Source organism: Roseibium sp. (assembly GCF_025698965.1).
Taxonomy (GTDB): Bacteria; Pseudomonadota; Alphaproteobacteria; order Rhizobiales; family Stappiaceae; genus Roseibium.
In genome coordinates this window covers 1-16,696 of record NZ_JAILWL010000081.1, presented here as the reverse complement: position 1 = coordinate 16,696, position 16,696 = coordinate 1, and the positions used below count along the sequence as shown (strand labels likewise).

Here is a 16,696-nt window from a genome sequence, read left to right as displayed (position 1 = left end):
ATGACCTTTTACAAAAAGGCAGCCGATTACATGATGATGGACGGGGCTTCACCGGAACAGATCGACAAGGCCATGACCGGTTTCGGCATGGCGATGGGACCTTATCAGGTCGCTGACCTTGCGGGCCTCGACATCAGCTGGGCCGCAAACAAACGGCGTGCAGCGACAAGACCGACCGAAGAGCGGTTCATCCCGATTGCCGATCAATTGTGCGAAAGAGGCTGGTTCGGTCGCAAGACAGGACAGGGTTTTTACATTTACGACAAAACCGGCTCACGCCCCAACCCTGAAGCCCTCGCGGTGATTGATGAAGAACGTGCAAAAGCTCACATTTCTCCGCGCAATTTCACTGCCGAGGAAATCGTCAACCGGTTTCTCACCGCAATGATACTGGAGGCCACCCGCGTGCTGGAAGAGGGCATCGCCCTGCGGCCGATCGATATAGATGCCGTATTCCTGTTCGGTTACGGTTTCCCGCGTTTCCGTGGTGGACCAATGCATACAGCGGACCAGATCGGCGCGCAGGAACTGGTACGCCGGATTGAAACCTATGCTCAAGAGGACAGTTATTACTGGCGGGTGCCTGACCTGTTGCGGAAGATGGCGGATAACGGTCTGACATTTGCGGAAATGAACACACGTGGGTGACCCCTTTGTAATCGGCACAGGTCAGGGCTTCAGATGCATCTTTCATGTAAGTGCCAGAAGGCAGGTTGCTGGTGGATTTTCTGCTCTAGCAGAATGTCCCGGGAGACCCGGGAACCAGTAGTCCCGGCTGAATGACCGACAGCGGATTTTTGTGATGCGCTAAAGGTTTCGCGCAGCTTCCAGACCACCAGCAGCATATTGAGGGACGCTGGCTCCCAGGCGCAGACCCAGTTCCGGGTTTGAGGCATTGCCGTCCATTGCGCGTTTTTTCACACCCTGCAGGATCGCTCCCATACGGAAAAAACAGAAAGCGAGGTAGAAACCGAATTCCGGAATTCCAGGCAAGCCCATGCGATGACAATAAGCTTCAACAAATGCCTGATCCTCCGGTAGGCCAAGTGCTGCACGGTCTATACCTGCAAGACCTCGTCCTTCGTCTCCCGGTGGCCGTTGCCACTGCATGATCAAGGCGGCAAGGTCGGCATAGGGGTGGCCGATGGTTGAAAGCTCCCAATCCAGAACTGCAACACATTCCGGACCATGTTGCGCAAACAGAAGATTGTCGATGCGATAGTCCCCATGTACCAGTGTCCGCTTGCCGTCATCTTCCGGCACGCTGGCGTCTAGCCACAAAATCAGCTCGTCCATCGCTGAAATCGTCTCTGTTTCGGTGGCACGGTACTGTTTCGTCCAGCGGTCAATCTGGCGCCGGTAGTAGTTTCCCGAAGGGCCAAAGTCCGCCAGTCCCCGCGCCTCCAGATCAATCGAGTGGATTGCGGCCAGCACCCGGTTCATCTCGTCATAGATGGCACTGCGCGTGTCCTGGCAAACGTTCATCAAGCGCGGGTCATCAAAGTTCTTGCCATCGATCAGTTCCATGATGTAGAAGGAAGACCCGATGACGCTGTCCTCTTCACAAAGCACATGCATTTTCGCCACGGGAACCGGCGACCCGGCCAAAGCGTTCTGAACCCGAAACTCCCGATCCACCGCATGCGCGGATTTCAGTAACACGCCCGGGGGTTTTCGCCGCAGGACATAGCTTCCCGATGCGGCATCAAGCCTGAAAGTCGGATTGGACTGACCGCGACTGAATTTTTCGACACTGATCGGACCTGAAAAACCGGGAAGAGCTTTCTCCAACCAGGCGGTCAAGCTGTCCAGATCCAGGTCCGGCTTGCGACCGATCATGGTCAGACCTTGTCATTGGTGTATTTGCGCAGTTCCGTACGCGCGATCTGGCGCCGGTGCACGGCATCCGGACCGTCTGCAAAACGCAGCGTTCTGAGATGGGTCCACATGGCTGCGAGGGGAAAATCCTGGCTGATACCGGCGGCACCGTGAACCTGCATTGCCTCGTCAACCACCTGAAGCGCCATCAGCGGTGCCACAACCTTGATCTTGCTGATCCAGGGCTGGGCCGCCCTTGTCCCTTCCGTGTCCATGACCCAGGCTGCTTTCAGGCACAACAGCCGAGCCATTTCGATCTCCATGCGCGCGTTTGCAATAATGTCGTGATTGGCACCGAGATCCGTCAGCTTCCTGCCAAAGGCTTCCCGGTTCATTGCTCGCCGACACAGGAGTTCGAGCGCCTTTTCAGCCTGCCCAATCGCACGCATGCAATGGTGGATGCGACCAGGGCCAAGACGTCCCTGCGCCACTTCAAATCCGCGTCCTTCGCCAAGAACCAGGTCTTCGTTCGGCACCCGAACATCGGTAAAGCGGATATGCATGTGCCCGTGAGGCGCATCGTCAGCTCCGAACACCTGCATCGGTCGAAGAACCTCGATACCAGGCGCATCGGCGGAAACAAGAAACATGGAGTGCCGCCTGTGTTTGTGAGCTTCGGCATCCGAACAGGCCATGACAATATAGAGACTGCAGCGGGGATCTCCGGCACCGGTCGCCCACCATTTTTCGCCATTCAGGCTCCAGTGGTCACCCTGCTTTTTTGCATTCATTGCGATGTTGGTGGCATCCGACGAAGCGACATCAGGTTCTGTCATCAGGTAGGCGGATCGAATTGTTCCCTCAAGAAGCGGCTTCAACCACCGTTCCTTGTGCGTGGGTGTACCGTATCGCTCGAGCACCTCCATATTGCCGGTGTCCGGAGCATTGCAATTGAAGACTTCTGCCGCGATGCCGACCTTGCCCATTTCTTCCGCCAAATAGGCGTATTCAACGGTCGACAGACCGAAACCCTTTTCACTGTCTGTCAGCCAGAAGTTCCAAAGACCCCGTTCCCTGGCCTTGGATTTCAAGCCGTCAAGAATTTCGAGTTGCCGGTCCGTGTGCGAGAACCTGTCGCCGCTGGCATGTTTGCCGACCTCCCTATGATATTCTGCATCAAGCGGTTCTATTTCCGTCTCCACCATGTGACGGACCTTTTCGATGAGTGGTCTCACCCGGTCGGTTATTCCAAGGTCCATAAATCCCCCTATTGCGCCAGGTAGAAACGGTTCAGCCATTCCGCAGTCAAGGCTGGACGTCTTTCACCTTCAATCTCCACGGTCACATGCCAAGTGACATCAAGTTCGGCCGGTTTCGGCTGCCTTGCATCGGCAAGAACAAATCGTCCGCGCACATTTGCCCCTGCTTTGACGGGCGTTCGAAAGCGGACCTTGTCGAAACCGTAGTTGACGCCCATCACTGTGTCCTTGATGACGGGTTGTGCTTCCTGTGCCATTGCCGACAGAAGCGAAAGCGTCAGAAATCCATGTGCGATTGTCCCTCCGAAGGGCGTTGCGGCTGCTCGCTCCGGATCCACATGAATGAACTGATGGTCCCTGGTAACATCCGCGAAAGCATCGATCTGCGCTTGGTCGACTTTTGACCACGAAGAGACACCAAGCTCCTGTCCGATCAGGTCTTTCAGCTCCTCAACCGTAAGAGTATCTGTTTTCAAATCCGCCGTCACTCATAGGCCTCCTGAAACAGGTCCGGCCCTGTTTCGACATTGATACCACCGCTAATGGGCAGGATTGCACCGGTTATGTAAGCTCCGCCAAATCCGCACAGAAACTGCAGGGCCGCAGCAATGTCCTGAGGCCGCCCGACCCGGCCAAGCGGCACCTGCGCCCCGACCCGTTGCCTGACGCTTTCATCAGCTGTTGCAAAAGCCGTCATCTTGCTGACGAATGGCCCGGGCGCCAGTGCATTTACGGTTATGCGCCGCCCTGCCAGCTCCTTGGCAAGTATCTTTGTCAAATGATGCACCGCCGCCTTGGACGCTGCATAGCTGTAAGCCCTATCGCCATGTGCCGTTTCTCCCATAACGGATCCGACATTGATCACGCGTGCCGGGTCGTCGTCGCTGGCTGCTTTTTGCAGGAGCGGCAACAGGCTCTGGGTCAAATGAAAGAGCCCGGCAACATTCAGCCGCATGACCCTGTCCCAGGCTGAGTGGGGAAATTCACCAAGCGGTGCGCCCCAGCTGGTGCCCGCATTGTTCATCAGAATGTCAAGTTGGTCGACGCGATTGCCCAGTTCCGCAGTCAGCGCCGCGATGCCATCTTCCGTTGCCACATCACCGCCAAAACCCTCGACCCGACCTGAGTATCCGAACGCATTCAACTCCGCCGCCGTCGTCCTGCAGGCCTCCTCCTTGCGGCTGGCAATCAGCACCCTGGCTCCGGCAGCCATCAAGCCTTCGGCAGCCATCCGCCCAATCCCCGTGGCTCCTCCGGTGACGAGCGCGGTTTTGCCTGAAAGATCGAACAGGTCTTCCGGTTTCATTCCGCGTCCTCGGCTAATTGTTTTCTGAGCGTCAATTTCGACACCTTGCCTGTTGCAGTTAAGGGCAGCGCGTCCACAAACACCACATTGTCAGGAAGTTGCCATTTGGCGAATTTTTCCGCGAGCAGATCAAGCAGATCCTGGCTTGCCGGCTTTTCATCGGCCCCTGCCTGAACAATCAGCAATGGCCGTTCGTCCCATTTGGGATCCGACACCGCGATGACAGCACAATTAGCGACATCCGGGTGAGACATGACTATGTTTTCAAGGTCGAGCGAGGAAATCCACTCACCACCCGACTTGATCAGGTCCTTCGAACGGTCCGTGATAATCAGAAAGCCATCCTGATCAATGGCAGCAATATCGCCTGTGAAGAACCAGCCCTCATCGTCGAAAACGGATTTTGACGCTTCCGGGTCTTCGAAATACCCAGAGGTGACGGTGTTTCCACGTACATAAAGATGTCCGGGTGTCTTGCCGTCATGAGGTAGCCGGGCACCCTTTTCATCAACAATTTTCATGTCCACGCCAAAAACCCTGCGCCCCTGTGACCGCTTACGCGCGATGCGTTCCTCAAAGGAAAGATCCTCCAGGTGCTCCGGCAGATTGCATTGAGTGCCAAGCGGGCTCATTTCTGTCATGCCCCAGGCATGACAGACGTTGATGCCCTTCTCTTCAAAGGCTTCAATCAGGCTTTGCGGCGCGGCAGATCCCCCGACGACAATATCCTTGAGGCCGTCCGGTAGTCTGCCATTCTCCGTGATCTCCTTCATCAGGGCGAACCAGACCGTTGGAACACCCCAGGCGGAAAACACTTTTTCGCGATCCATCAGGCCAAACAGGCTTTTGCCGTCCAGAGCACCTCCTGGGAAAATCAGACTCGCTCCCGAAAGGGGGGCTGCGTAGGGCAGGCCCCACGCATTGACATGAAACAGCGGAACAAACGGCAGTATGCGCGTGCCTTCACACAAGGTTTTGGGAATAGTCACACAGAGAGAGTAGGCATGAAGCACGGTGGACCGCTGAGAAAACAATGTTCCCTTCGGATTTCCCGTGGTACCGGAGGTGTAACAAAGGCCCGCCGCCTGTTCCTCCGGAAAGTCCGGCCATTCAATTTCTTCGGGCTTGCCGTCCAGAATATCCTCATAGCACTGGACACCGTCCAACGAGGTTTCCGGCATATGTGTCTGATCCGTCATCACCACAACGCGCAAATCTTTCGGCAAATGCGGACGCAGTTTTTCAACGATCGGCAGGAAGGTAACGTCAACAAACAATACCCGGTCATCCGCGTGATTGACGATATAAATCATCTGCTCCGCAGAAAGGCGCGGATTGATCGTATGGCAGATCGCACCGATACCGGAGATCGCATAGTAAAGCTCGAAATGCCGGTACCCGTTCCAGGCAAGCGTCGCGACCCGATCACCCGGCCTTATTCCGAGCTCTTTCAACCCATGCGCCAGCTGGGCAATTCGCCTGGATGTCTCTCGATAGGTGGTTCGGTGGATGTCACCTTCGGTGCGCACGGATACGATTTCACCGGTGGGATAGGTCTCCGCGGCAAATGTGATGAGATCCGCTATCTTCAGCGGACGGTGCATCATCATTCCCTTCATGTGTGTCCTCCCAAACACAGGTTGCGTTTCCGCAAGTCCTTCAAGGGTCTTTGAAGCAACCGTAACGTGAGTGCTTTGACGGGGAAAGTCCTATCCGGTGAAATCCTTTGACAGCGCGGCTGACTTGCGCCAAACCCTGCCGGGACTGCCGCCCTGACCGGCCGGCCCCAGAACGGAATGATTGAGATCCCTATATGACCCAGAAACTGGTCATTGCCGTTTGCACCGCGCAACGGCCGAAAATGCTGAAGGCGTGTCTTTCGAGCCTGGACAACATGACCCAGCCGGACGGGACCGAGCTGGCGATTGTCGTCGTTGAAAACGATCCGGAACCATATTTTGCGGGACAGGTCGCGGAAGATACCAGAGCACAGTTTTCAATTCCCGTCTTCTTCTACCATGAGAAACGGAGAGGGATCCCATTTGCACGCAATCGGGCGCTTGAAGCGGCTCTTGAGCACAGCCCGGCCTGGATTGCACTGATCGACGATGATGAACGCGCGGAGAAGGACTGGATCGAAAAGCTGCTGGCAGCCTGTGCTGAGCACGAAGCTGAAGTCGCCAACGGCCCGGTGCGGCGGATCTACGAAAAACCGGCACCTCACTGGTGGAAGTCACAGCTGCTGAAGCCGCGCCCCACCGGCACGATCATTACTGAAGCCCCAACCAACAATGTGCTTTTGAGCGCACGCATCGTCAGCAAGGACGGGCTTGGACTGCGTTTCGACGAGCGCCTCACTTTCGGCAGCGAAGACATTGATTTCTTCCGGCGCACACATGCGGCAGGCGCAAAGATGATCTGGGTGGACGATGCCTTTGTGGAGGAAGACATTCCTGCCTCCCGTGTCTCGACAAGCCGGCTTTTGAGCCGCATGCATATGGCCGCCACCTCCGGGGCCTTTAACATCGTGCTTCGGGAAGGCAGGCTGAAGGCCGCGTTGCACTTTATCCCGAAGAGCTTGCGGCGCATGTTCTTCGGAACTCTGGCAACGGTCGTCGGATTCGTCATCAGGCCCGTTGCGCACAAACGTGGTGAAAAACTCCTCTATTATGGTCTGATCCGGCTGATGAAAGGATCTGGCAATCTGCGTGGTCTTCTGGGGCGTGCCCACAATTATTACGACGTGATCGATGGCCACTGACGTGACTGCTGGATCAAGGAAGCTCGCTCACATCCATCTGGGAGTTGATGGTGGCGCCGAAAAGTTCTTCGTGCGCCTTTCCCGGGCGCTTGCGAAACGTGGTGTCGATCAAATCGCCTTCATCAGGCCGGGCCGGGCCTGGCGCGATGAGCTTGCAGAACACTGCGATGTTCGGGAGTTGAAATTCAGCCGTTCCCATATCAAACGCCATTTTGTCCGCTGGGGGATCTCCAGGGACATACACAAATTTGGCGCCAGGGTGACAATGGGCTGGATGAGTCCTGCCAGCAAATGGCTGCCCAAACCCGGTAACGACATGCGGACTTTTCTGCGTCTTGGAGACTGGCCGGACGGCTTTCATACTTATGGCAATGTGGAAGACCTGATCGGCAATACGCCGGAGATCATCCGGCAGGCTGTTGAAATGGGCTGGCCGGCTGACAAGGCCCACGTCATCAGCAATTTCGTGGAACCTCTGCCAGACGGACTTCCTCTCATCAATCGGGCAGATTATGACACGCCGGAAGATGCCACCGTTCTGATCGCCCTTGGACGGTTTGTCGAACGCAAGCGATTTGATCTCATCATCAAGGCGCTGCAGCAATTGCCGGACAAGGTCCATGCCTGGTTGATCGGCGACGGTGAACTACAGGAAGAGATGAAAGCACTTGCGCAAGACTTTGGTGTTGCGGCCCGTGTTCATTTTCTCGGCTGGCAACGCGACCCGTCACCATTCATTAAATCGGCTGACATTCTGGTCTGCCCAACAGACGAGGAACCACTCGGAAATGTTGTCCTGGAAGGCTGGAATGCCGGTCTTCCGGTTGTTGCAACAGCTTCGCCCGGCCCCAGCTGGCTGATTGAACATGGGAAAACAGGTCTCCTGTCACCATGCGGAGATGCTGACCAACTGGCAGGTTCCATCGCAAAAATCCTGAACTCCACCGACCTTGGAAACAAGCTCATCAGCAATGCAAACCGTTTTCTTCAGGAACGTTATTCCGAAGACAATATCTGCAAGGAATATCTGAAGCTCGTGTTGGGAGATCAGTAATGAGGCCTGCCAGATTCATGTGGGATCAATCTCAAGAATGAGCTCCGCTGCGACCATCACAAAGCTTGAAAACCGGATCAGTTGTGACACATAACATCTGCCAGATCGGCTCCGACCAATAGCTGAACACAGAATTTCGAGGTTTCTTTTGCCTGATCAATCCTTTGGCTCAACTGACCCGGTGGCAGAGTTAATTGCCCGGATTAAAAAACGCGACTTCACGATCGGTATCGTTGGCATGGGCTATGTCGGCCTTCCGCTTGCAATCACTGCCGTTCGAGAAGGGTTTTCCATCGTTGGTTTTGACATCAATTCCGAGCGCGTCGATTTATTGAATGCCGGGCATTCGGGAATAGAACATATTGACGACGCCTTGATTGCGGAGGCTCTTAGAAATGAGAAATTTCGCGCGACTTCCGATTTTACCGAGCTTGGCGAGCCTGACGCGATCCTGATTGCGGTTCCGACACCGTTAAGCAAGCAACGCGAGCCTGATCTTTCTTTCGTTCAAGCCAGTGCCGAATCCATTTCAGCGACCTTAAGAACGGGGCAGCTGGTCATTCTTGAATCGACAACCTGGCCCGGCACAACAGTCGAACTTCTCAAACCGATCCTTGAACGGGCCGGATTGAACTGCGGTTCGGACTTCTTCCTCGCGTTTTCTCCGGAGCGCGAGGATCCCGGCAATGCCCAGTTCGATACAAGAGCTATCCCGAAAGTTGTCGGTGCCGACGACCGGAACTCACTTGCCCTGGCTCAATCGCTTTACGGTGCACTTGTTAAGCAAGTCGTACCCGTTTCATCAGCAAAAACAGCCGAAGCTGTGAAGCTGACGGAAAACATCTTTCGCTCGGTGAACATCGCGCTCGTGAATGAGCTGAAAGTCATCTACGAGAAGATGGGTGTGGATGTTTGGGAAGTCATTGAAGCCGCCAAAAGCAAGCCTTTCGGCTTTATGCCATTCTACCCGGGCCCAGGCCTGGGCGGTCACTGCATTCCGATCGACCCCTTCTATCTGACCTGGAAAGCAAGGGAGTACGAGGTTGCCACCCGCTTCATTGAGCTTGCCGGAGAAATCAATACAACCATGCCCTATTATGTGCTCGATCGGCTGACTTCAGCGCTCGACACGAAGTTTTCGCGTGGCCTGAACGGTGCGAAAATCCTGATCGTCGGCATGGCCTACAAGAAGAATGTCGACGACATCAGGGAAAGCCCATCCCTGAAACTGATCGAACTCCTGCAGGAGCGAGGCAGCCAGATCGACTATCACGACCCGCATGTCCGTGAAATCGGATCAACACGCGCCTATCCGCAACTCCAGGGGATGCAATCAAAGGAGCTCTCCGCGAGAGACCTCGCGTCCTACGACGCGGTGTTGATTTCAACTGATCACGACTGCATCGACTGGGGAACGATTGTTCAGCACTCCAGGCTTGTCGTTGATACCCGCAATGTATGTGTGCGGAATGGATATGACGACGAAAAAATAATCAAAGCATAAAACCAGGAAATCACTGCGAAATATAAGATGAATCGGGTCACTCAATTTCTTGAAGCGACCCGCAAGCACAACAGAAAACCGATAACTATCTTGTTCCTGTTGGTTACATCACTTTTGATGTTGCCGCCACGCTGCAAATTCAGCAGAGTCTCGCATCAGGCCACAGTCAATAAGCGATTGAACACCCGAAAACAGAGTGCTGCCGTCGTACTGCAGCCCCTCTTCCATAAGTCTGTCCATTTGGTTGTTGTAGTCCAGATAGTGGCTAGCGTCACCAGTGTGCTGCTTTCGCTCAATTGCTTCGGTAACTTTGCTTTTAAAATCATCCAAATACTTGAAATGAAGCAAAACACCCCAATCAGGTGCAACCTTTATCAGCTTGTCAATGCCGTGGACACCACCGGAGAATTTGTACCCTGATTGCCACTTAATCAAAGGAATCTTGCTTTGTACAGCAGCTGTGTCGGGGAGTGCTTTCTTCAAAAACTTGAACAGAACATGATCAATCGTTCGACCCAGATCACTTGTCGGTGCCTTGGCCTTTAGCCCGAACGGTCCGGCGAGCAACACCCTGTCCAGAGCGTTCTTTCGACGTTTTACGTTTTGATGGAACAACCGCTCCCGGGTGCCACCAAAAACATGTCTTGCAGGTGTCTTGTAGCGTTTGCGATGACTGCCTTTTAGCGGATTGTACCGGTATCCGACGGTGTCGAACCAGGGACAAACTTCCAGAAAGCTCTGTCCTGTTTCGTAGGAGAAATTTTTCAACGGACCACTGGGATACATGTCAACCATAGGACAAAACAGGGCTCTGTACTTGCCGTTGTCCAGGTATCGAACGAGATTGTTGATGGATAGGTTCGGCCAACCTGGATAAACAAACAGCTCATCAACGTCCGGAAATATGACCCAGCGCTCCCGCAAATACCTCTCACAGATTAGCTGCCGCCAGACCGACTTGTAGTCCCTGTAAGGTTTTGCAGTCGAAATTACGCTGACGTCCTCCTGCTGGACGAGAAGGTTCGCTGTACCGTCATCAGAGTTATTGTCGATCACAATGAAATGCCTGACGCCAAGTTTTCTGTAGTGATCCAGAAAATACGGAAATCGAAGCGCTTCATTATAGGCCAGAATTACTGCGACGACCCCATCTTCAGGTACCGTCAAGGTGTCAGCGACCGATGTCCCGAATGCATCGAAGAGCTGATTGCGTAGATTTTGCACCGACGACCGTCCTTGCTTTGCCGAAAGCTAAGTATAAAAAGTGTTTTTCATTGCAGGTGTGCCGAAATCGAAACCAAATCTCTCAATATCGACGGCATACCAATCGGCAACGGTCTGAATACTCTTGGGAGAGTAAAGCTCTCGATAATCCGCTCTTGAAGCGCTACTGATATTTCGGCGTTTCAATTCGCTCTTGAAGCCAAGATATTCCTGCATTTCGTCGCTGAGAAACTCTTGCCGGAGGACGTCAACCGCGACTGCTCCACTTTCATCAACAATGTAGTCTTCTTGCGGAAACCAACCGGAAACTGCGCGATGCCAGAAGTATGGTTCCCCTCCCCAACGGTGCCGTTCTTCAAGGAATGTTTCGAACTCTTTTTGAGTAAACTCTGGATTGTTGTCGCCGTGGTCACGCGTCTGTATGGCAAACTTAAACCGCGATACCGTGCGCGACCAGGGATTGCGCACAATTGCAAAAGCGCGTGTTGCCTTGCGAACAGAAACATCGACATCCCTTAGTCTGGCATGTTCGTAACCGGGATTTCCGCCATTTTTTGCCATGTAGTTCTTAAGTTCGTCCGCATACTTCTTGCTTTTCAACCTTCGCCGATTGGCAATCACCAGCCTGTTGGTCAGTTGCGGAGCTTCACGAATGGCCATTCCGCCATTTTTGGGAATGTGAATAAAGAGATGTTTTTTTGGCGCCCATCCGACTAAAGACGGCGCGAACTTGAAAAAGTTCTTGATCTGGTATTCGTCCATTTTTACTAAAGTCCGCATTCGACTGCAGCGCAAGCAACAGGCTGCGTGAAAAGCGCGTCCGGGAACCCTGACCACACCGGTGGTGCATTATCGGAAATAATGAGGGCTGTCCAACTTTCACTTTCCGCTAACTGACGGATGCTGCACAGCTCTGAACGCACGTCGTTGACTAACACCGAAGCCGCGTCTAAGTAACTGCGCACTTCATTTAACCTGAGATTATTTCGCGCAAAGCGTGACACTGGATGATGGACCAAGATAGGTGCGCAAACCCAAAGTATTAGTTTTGTTCCCGATCTATAATGGTGAGAAAACCATGCGGGAAAGTCTCGATTGCATCGCCAATCAGGACTTTACCGATTTCAGGGCGATCATCGTTGACAACAAGTCAACGGATAGCACCGGTGACATTGCACGCGCCTATTGTGAAAAAGACCCTCGCTTTGAAATTCTGACGCAGGAAAAACATCTGTCCGCAGTGGAAAATTTCATATTTTGCATGAAGTACGGAATGGAGAATGCCGATTACTTCTGTTTGCGTGCTTGCGATGACCTGTCCAGTCCGAATTTTCTTTCCGAATTGGTGGCGGCGCTTAATAGCCATCCGGACAAGTTGTTGGCAGCCTCTACTGTCAGGAGGGTAAACGGTGAACAATCGCGCCTGCTGCGTCCGGACCCGATCATATTCGGATATGCGAGTTCTCTAGTGAATGGTATTGTTCCGAGAAGTTTGGCCTATCCGTCTGAATGGTGTTACGGCTTGATCCGCTCTGAAGGCGGTGCCGAAATCCTCATAAGACGTTGGAGCGAATATCCACATGCCTGGTGTGTTGCGTCTTACGTTGTCGCAGAATTTGTCATGAGAGATCTTGCCATTTGGGTTGAAAACACCGAATTCGTTTTCGTTGAAGGATCAGGTTCTTTTGAAAAATACGGCGCAAAATCCTTTTTTGGCAAATTGCAACAACGGTTTAACTATACTCTCGGCTGTTACAAAGTGGTCAACAGGCTGCCACCTGTATCTCTTGGCACCAGAATAAGGCTGTTCCGGCGCTTGTGGCGCGATTCAAGGATCAAGACCCGATATGACCTGGAAGAGCATTTTCGCAAAGCCATGAGGCTCAGCAAGTAGGTCATATCTCAAACCTTCTCAGTGGCGACTTGCAGCTCTCCCGCAGGGCAGGCCCGGTAACTGTTCAGGAACCTTTGTTTACCGGTCGCGAGCCGGATTGAATGTACCTTGTTTCCAAGCCGTGGTTTCCAGACTTTGATAATACTACAGCCTTCTGATACATGACTCTCGAATTCGCGCAATTCGGGCTTTGCCGGTTGCGTAGATCTTTCCCGGTTCAGTTCACTTATAGCGTGTACATCTTATGAAAGCAGTCATTTTAGCCGGCGGTTTGGGAACGCGGATCAGCGAAGAATCTCATCTTAAACCAAAGCCCATGGTTGAGATTGGCGGCCGTCCCATTCTCTGGCACATCATGAAGATCTATGCAGCTAACGGCATAACAGACTTTGTCATCTGCTGTGGCTACAAGGGATACGTGATCAAGGAGTATTTCGCCAATTACTTCCTGCACATGTCAGATGTGACATTCCATATGGCCGAGAACCGCATGGAGGTGCATCGGCAACAAGCAGAACCTTGGAAAGTCACTCTCGTGGACACTGGCGAATCCACCATGACCGGTGGCCGTATCAAACGAGTTGCTGATTACGTCGATGATACTTTTTGTCTGACCTATGGAGATGGTGTCGCGAACGTTAGGATTGACGAGTTGGTGGCGCAGCACAAATCGAGCGGTCTGGAGGCGACTGTCACAGCAATCCAGCCTCCCGGCCGATACGGAGCCCTGGACATTTCAGATGGCCGCGTGGTCAGTTTCCTCGAAAAGCCCCAAGGTGACGGCCAATGGATCAACGGCGGATACTTTGTCTGCGAACCATCGGTCGTCTCACGGATCGAAGGGGATGACATGCCCTGGGAAGCAACGCCGCTGCAAAGTCTGGCAAAGGATGGCCAATTGGGCGTCTTCCGGCATGACGGCTTCTGGGCTGCCATGGACACCTTGCGCGAAAAGAACCAGCTTGAAAAGCTCTGGCAGTCAGGAAATGCACCCTGGAAAGTCTGGTAAGTAGCGATGAATTTCTGGCAAGACAAAAAGGTTCTGGTGACCGGCCATACCGGCTTCAAAGGTGCCTGGCTTTGCGAACTGCTGATGGGTCGCGGTGCGATTGTTTCCGGGATCGCACTTCCACCTGAAAATGAAAGCAGCCTGTTCGTGCAACTCAACCTGGAAAACAGGATGGCGAGCACGTTTGCAGATATCCGGGATGCTGCTGCGCTGGAGCACGAAGTCAAAGCATTCGCGCCAGATATCGTTCTTCACCTTGCAGCCCAGTCACTGGTCCGCAGGTCCTACCGAGATCCCGTCGGTAACTGGGCAACAAATGTCATGGGAACAATCCACCTACTGGATGCGCTCCACAGGATGGATCGGCCGATTACGGCTATAATTGTGACAACCGACAAGGTCTATGAAAACAACGAGTGGGCCTACTCCTATCGTGAAACCGACCCTCTCGGCGGCCATGATCCTTATTCCGCTTCAAAGGCGGCAACGGAGCTGGTTTCAGCGAGTTGGCGGCGGTCGTTCGGTGGCAACTTGCTGAAAATCGCTACCGCCCGGGCAGGCAATGTGATCGGCGGCGGTGACTGGGCAGAAGATCGGTTGATACCCGACATCATCAGATCCCTCATGTCAGGAAATCCGATCGAAATTCGCAATCCTTTGTCTACCCGCCCGTGGCAACACGTTCTGGATCCGCTAAACGGTTACCTGCTGCTTGCCGAGCGTGTTCATCAAACTGAAGATCCAAGTTTCCAGACCGCTTTCAATTTCGGTCCCGAACCCGCTGATGTTTTTCCGGTCCGGGGACTGGTGAACTCCATACTGGAATGCTGGTCCGGAACCTGGATCGATGCTTCAGACCCCGATGCAGTTCACGAAGCCGGACGCTTGTCGTTGTCTATAGACAAGGCACGCAGCGAACTGGGCTGGACGCCTGTCTGGCGGTTCGAGCAATCGATCAGGCAGACCATCGAATGGTATCGCGGCGTTAGCGAAGGCGCTGATCCGGTTCAATTCACTCAGGAACAAATCGTTGCGTTCGAAGGTGACAAATGAAGTTTACGCCACTCCGACTGGAAGGGGCCTATCAGGTTGATCTGGACCGGTTGGGAGACAGCCGCGGTTTCTTTGCCCGGCTGTTCTGCCGAGAAGAGTTCGGTCGGCTTGGCCTGAGTGAGGCATGGTCTCAGTGCAATGTCTCACATAGCGCTGAAATGGGAACATTGCGCGGTATGCATTTTCAACGCCCCCCCAATGCGGATGCAAAGTTGGTAAAATGCATGCAAGGTGCCGTGTTTGACGTGATTATCGATCTGCGCCGCGGATCGACCACTTATGGTCACTGGACATCTGTGACATTAACGGCGGAGGGGGGAGAAATGATCTACATTCCCGCCGGATTTGCGCACGGATTTCAAACACTGACGCCACAAGCAGAGCTTCTTTATTTTCATTCGGACCATTACAGCCCGGAGCACGAAGGTGGTTTGCACTATGGTGATGCTGATGTTGGCATCGCCTGGCCTTTGGAAATCACCAACCTCTCCGAACGAGACAAAAACCTGCCGCCACTTAAAAAGGTGGAACCTATCCTATGAACCAAAATTGCCGCCACTGTGGGGCCCCACTTAGCCGCGAGTTTCTTGACCTCGGATTTGCTCCGCCGTCAAACGCATATCTTGAGCCTGCAGCACTTTCGGCGCCGGAAGTGACTTATCCTTTGCGGCTGATGGTATGCGACACCTGCTACCTGGTTCAGACACAGGATTACACGGCCGCAGAAAGTCTGTTCGACAAAGATTACGCCTACTTTTCATCTACTTCGAAAAGCTGGCTGGCACATGCCGCCGCGTATACAAATGACATAGTTGAACGGCTTGGCCTGGATCACGACAGTTTTGTTGTCGAAGTCGCATCCAATGACGGTTACCTATTGCGAAATTTTGCCGAACGCGGCGTTCCCTGTCTTGGCGTCGAACCGACAATCTCAACGGCAGAAGCTGCGGAGAAGCTCGGCATTCGAGTGCTTCGCAAGTTTTTCGGCGAAAGTCTGGCGACCGAGCTGGCCGATGCGGATGAAAAGGCTGACCTTGTTATCGGCAATAATGTCTATGCCCATGTCCCTGACATCAACGATTTTACGCGTGGGATTGCAAAGCTCCTGAAGCCCAACGGTGTTGTTACTCTGGAATTCCCGCACCTCATGCGACTTGTCGAGTTCTCTCAATTCGATACGGTTTACCATGAACACTTTTCGTATCTTTCCCTGGGAACGGTGACCCAAATTTTTGCCGCGGCGGGCCTTAGAATTTACGATGTCGAGCAGATACCAACCCACGGTGGAAGCCTGAGAGTGTTCGGCTGCCTTGAAAAAAGCCCGCTGGAACAAATGGACACAGTTGCCAAATTGTTAGCGGAAGAAAAACGCCGGGGCATGGATACCGCAGCATATTACGGCACTCTGCAAGAAAGCGCCGAACGGGTAAAAAACCAGTTCCTGGAATTTCTGCTGGATGCGAAAAGGAAAGGCAAGAAGGTCGCCGGATTTGGCGCAGCAGCCAAAGGAAACACGCTGCTGAATTTTGCCGGCGTCGGACCGGACCTGCTTCCGTTCGTGTGTGATGGTGCGGCTGCCAAACAAGGCAAATACCTGCCTGGGAGCCATATTCCAGTCATGCCGCCTTCCATTCTTCAAGAGAAGCGGCCTGATTATCTGATCATTCTGCCTTGGAACATTGCGGACGAAATTGGGAAGCAAAATACTCATCTTGCAGAACTGGGAACTGAATTTGTAACGTTTGTTCCGAGTGTGCGGATTTGGGGCGCCCAGTCTTAACTTGCTGAAATTGCCCGTTCCATTTTCGCAATGA

General features: G+C 53.5%; 16 protein-coding genes. 9 read left to right on the top strand and 7 right to left on the bottom strand.

All coding sequences use genetic code 11. The annotated features are described in order from the left end of the window. Positions 1-648: 3-hydroxyacyl-CoA dehydrogenase family protein (locus K5905_RS08975; protein WP_297582702.1), on the top strand; the 648-nt coding region annotated here is incomplete at its 5' end. Positions 649-807: 159 nt separating this feature from the next. Here the strand turns inward: K5905_RS08975 and K5905_RS08970 are convergent. Genes K5905_RS08970 through K5905_RS08950 form a run of 5 tightly spaced genes read right to left on the bottom strand, consistent with a single transcriptional unit; the run spans position 808 to position 6,002 of the window. Next, positions 808-1,839, bottom strand: coding sequence for a phosphotransferase family protein (locus K5905_RS08970; RefSeq protein WP_297582699.1), 1,032 nt, complete (start codon positions 1,837-1,839; stop codon positions 808-810). 2 nt (positions 1,840-1,841) lie between these two features. Further along, on the bottom strand, positions 1,842-3,077 hold the full coding sequence (locus K5905_RS08965) for an acyl-CoA dehydrogenase family protein (RefSeq protein WP_297582696.1): 1,236 nt from the start codon (positions 3,075-3,077) through the stop codon (positions 1,842-1,844). A gap of 8 nt (positions 3,078-3,085) precedes the next feature. Then, entirely contained in the window at positions 3,086-3,565 is a 480-nt protein-coding gene (locus tag K5905_RS08960; protein ID WP_297582693.1) for a MaoC family dehydratase, read from the bottom strand. Continuing rightward, on the bottom strand, positions 3,562-4,383 hold the full coding sequence (locus tag K5905_RS08955) for an SDR family NAD(P)-dependent oxidoreductase (protein WP_297582690.1): 822 nt from the start codon (positions 4,381-4,383) through the stop codon (positions 3,562-3,564). Before K5905_RS08955 ends, K5905_RS08960 begins: the two co-directional genes overlap by 4 nt. After that, positions 4,380-6,002, bottom strand: a complete 1,623-nt coding sequence (locus tag K5905_RS08950; RefSeq protein ID WP_297582688.1) for a long-chain fatty acid--CoA ligase — start codon at positions 6,000-6,002, stop codon at positions 4,380-4,382. Before K5905_RS08950 ends, K5905_RS08955 begins: the two co-directional genes overlap by 4 nt. A 194-nt stretch (positions 6,003-6,196) precedes the next feature. On the opposite strand from K5905_RS08950, the gene K5905_RS08945 reads away from it, so the two are divergent. The 3 genes from K5905_RS08945 to K5905_RS08935 all read left to right on the top strand — a co-directional run bounded on the left by K5905_RS08945 (position 6,197) and on the right by K5905_RS08935 (position 9,702). Continuing rightward, positions 6,197-7,144 carry a glycosyltransferase gene (locus tag K5905_RS08945; protein WP_297582685.1) on the top strand — a complete coding sequence of 316 codons (948 nt, stop codon included), beginning with the start codon at positions 6,197-6,199 and terminating at the stop codon, positions 7,142-7,144. Beyond that, on the top strand, positions 7,134-8,198 hold the full coding sequence (locus tag K5905_RS08940; RefSeq protein WP_297582682.1) for a glycosyltransferase: 1,065 nt from the start codon (positions 7,134-7,136) through the stop codon (positions 8,196-8,198). The genes K5905_RS08945 and K5905_RS08940 overlap by 11 nt, the downstream gene beginning before the upstream one ends. Positions 8,199-8,346: 148 nt before the next feature. Then, positions 8,347-9,702 (top strand): nucleotide sugar dehydrogenase, encoded by a 1,356-nt coding sequence (locus tag K5905_RS08935; protein ID WP_297582679.1) that lies wholly within the window; start codon positions 8,347-8,349, stop codon positions 9,700-9,702. 108 nt (positions 9,703-9,810) lie between these two features. Here K5905_RS08935 and K5905_RS08930 read toward each other — a convergent pair whose 3' ends face one another. Both K5905_RS08930 and K5905_RS08925 read right to left on the bottom strand, forming a co-directional pair. After that, positions 9,811-10,926: a glycosyltransferase family 2 protein gene (locus K5905_RS08930; RefSeq protein WP_297582676.1), complete on the bottom strand. Its 1,116-nt coding sequence runs from the start codon at positions 10,924-10,926 to the stop codon at positions 9,811-9,813. Positions 10,927-10,953: 27 nt separating this feature from the next. Beyond that, entirely contained in the window at positions 10,954-11,688 is a 735-nt protein-coding gene (locus K5905_RS08925; RefSeq protein WP_297582674.1) for a sulfotransferase family 2 domain-containing protein, read from the bottom strand. A gap of 262 nt (positions 11,689-11,950) precedes the next feature. Between K5905_RS08925 and K5905_RS08920 the strand changes: the two genes are divergently transcribed. From K5905_RS08920 to K5905_RS08900, 5 genes are all read left to right on the top strand, one after another. Continuing rightward, a complete protein-coding gene (locus K5905_RS08920) occupies positions 11,951-12,820 on the top strand; it encodes a glycosyltransferase family 2 protein (RefSeq protein WP_297582672.1) in 870 nt (289 codons plus the stop codon). A 244-nt stretch (positions 12,821-13,064) separates the two neighbouring features. Beyond that, the gene (gene rfbF / locus K5905_RS08915; RefSeq protein ID WP_297582670.1) at positions 13,065-13,829 is read left to right on the top strand and encodes a glucose-1-phosphate cytidylyltransferase; all 765 of its coding nucleotides are present in this window, start codon (positions 13,065-13,067) and stop codon (positions 13,827-13,829) included. A gap of 6 nt (positions 13,830-13,835) precedes the next feature. Beyond that, entirely contained in the window at positions 13,836-14,882 is a 1,047-nt protein-coding gene (gene rfbG, locus K5905_RS08910; RefSeq protein ID WP_297582668.1) for a CDP-glucose 4,6-dehydratase, read from the top strand. Beyond that, positions 14,879-15,424, top strand: coding sequence for a dTDP-4-dehydrorhamnose 3,5-epimerase (gene rfbC, locus K5905_RS08905; protein WP_297582666.1), 546 nt, complete (start codon positions 14,879-14,881; stop codon positions 15,422-15,424). The genes rfbG and rfbC overlap by 4 nt, the downstream gene beginning before the upstream one ends. Beyond that, positions 15,421-16,662 carry a class I SAM-dependent methyltransferase gene (locus K5905_RS08900; RefSeq protein WP_297582664.1) on the top strand — a complete coding sequence of 414 codons (1,242 nt, stop codon included), beginning with the start codon at positions 15,421-15,423 and terminating at the stop codon, positions 16,660-16,662. Before rfbC ends, K5905_RS08900 begins: the two co-directional genes overlap by 4 nt. Positions 16,663-16,696 lie beyond the last annotated feature (34 nt).

Excerpts from the sequence above, each read along its gene's own strand:
- K5905_RS08940 (WP_297582682.1), top strand. The coding sequence starts at position 7,134 with ATGGCCACTGACGTGACTGCTGGATCAAGGAAGCTCGCTCACATCCAT.
- K5905_RS08945 (WP_297582685.1), top strand. The coding sequence starts at position 6,197 with ATGACCCAGAAACTGGTCATTGCCGTTTGCACCGCGCAACGGCCGAAA.
- K5905_RS08900 (WP_297582664.1), top strand. The coding sequence starts at position 15,421 with ATGAACCAAAATTGCCGCCACTGTGGGGCCCCACTTAGCCGCGAGTTT.
- K5905_RS08950 (WP_297582688.1), bottom strand. The coding sequence starts at position 6,002 with ATGAAGGGAATGATGATGCACCGTCCGCTGAAGATAGCGGATCTCATC.
- K5905_RS08970 (WP_297582699.1), bottom strand. The coding sequence starts at position 1,839 with ATGATCGGTCGCAAGCCGGACCTGGATCTGGACAGCTTGACCGCCTGG.
- K5905_RS08965 (WP_297582696.1), bottom strand. The coding sequence starts at position 3,077 with ATGGACCTTGGAATAACCGACCGGGTGAGACCACTCATCGAAAAGGTC.
- K5905_RS08955 (WP_297582690.1), bottom strand. The coding sequence starts at position 4,383 with ATGAAACCGGAAGACCTGTTCGATCTTTCAGGCAAAACCGCGCTCGTC.
- rfbC (WP_297582666.1), top strand. The coding sequence starts at position 14,879 with ATGAAGTTTACGCCACTCCGACTGGAAGGGGCCTATCAGGTTGATCTG.
- rfbF (WP_297582670.1), top strand. The coding sequence starts at position 13,065 with ATGAAAGCAGTCATTTTAGCCGGCGGTTTGGGAACGCGGATCAGCGAA.
- K5905_RS08925 (WP_297582674.1), bottom strand. The coding sequence starts at position 11,688 with ATGGACGAATACCAGATCAAGAACTTTTTCAAGTTCGCGCCGTCTTTA.
- rfbG (WP_297582668.1), top strand. The coding sequence starts at position 13,836 with ATGAATTTCTGGCAAGACAAAAAGGTTCTGGTGACCGGCCATACCGGC.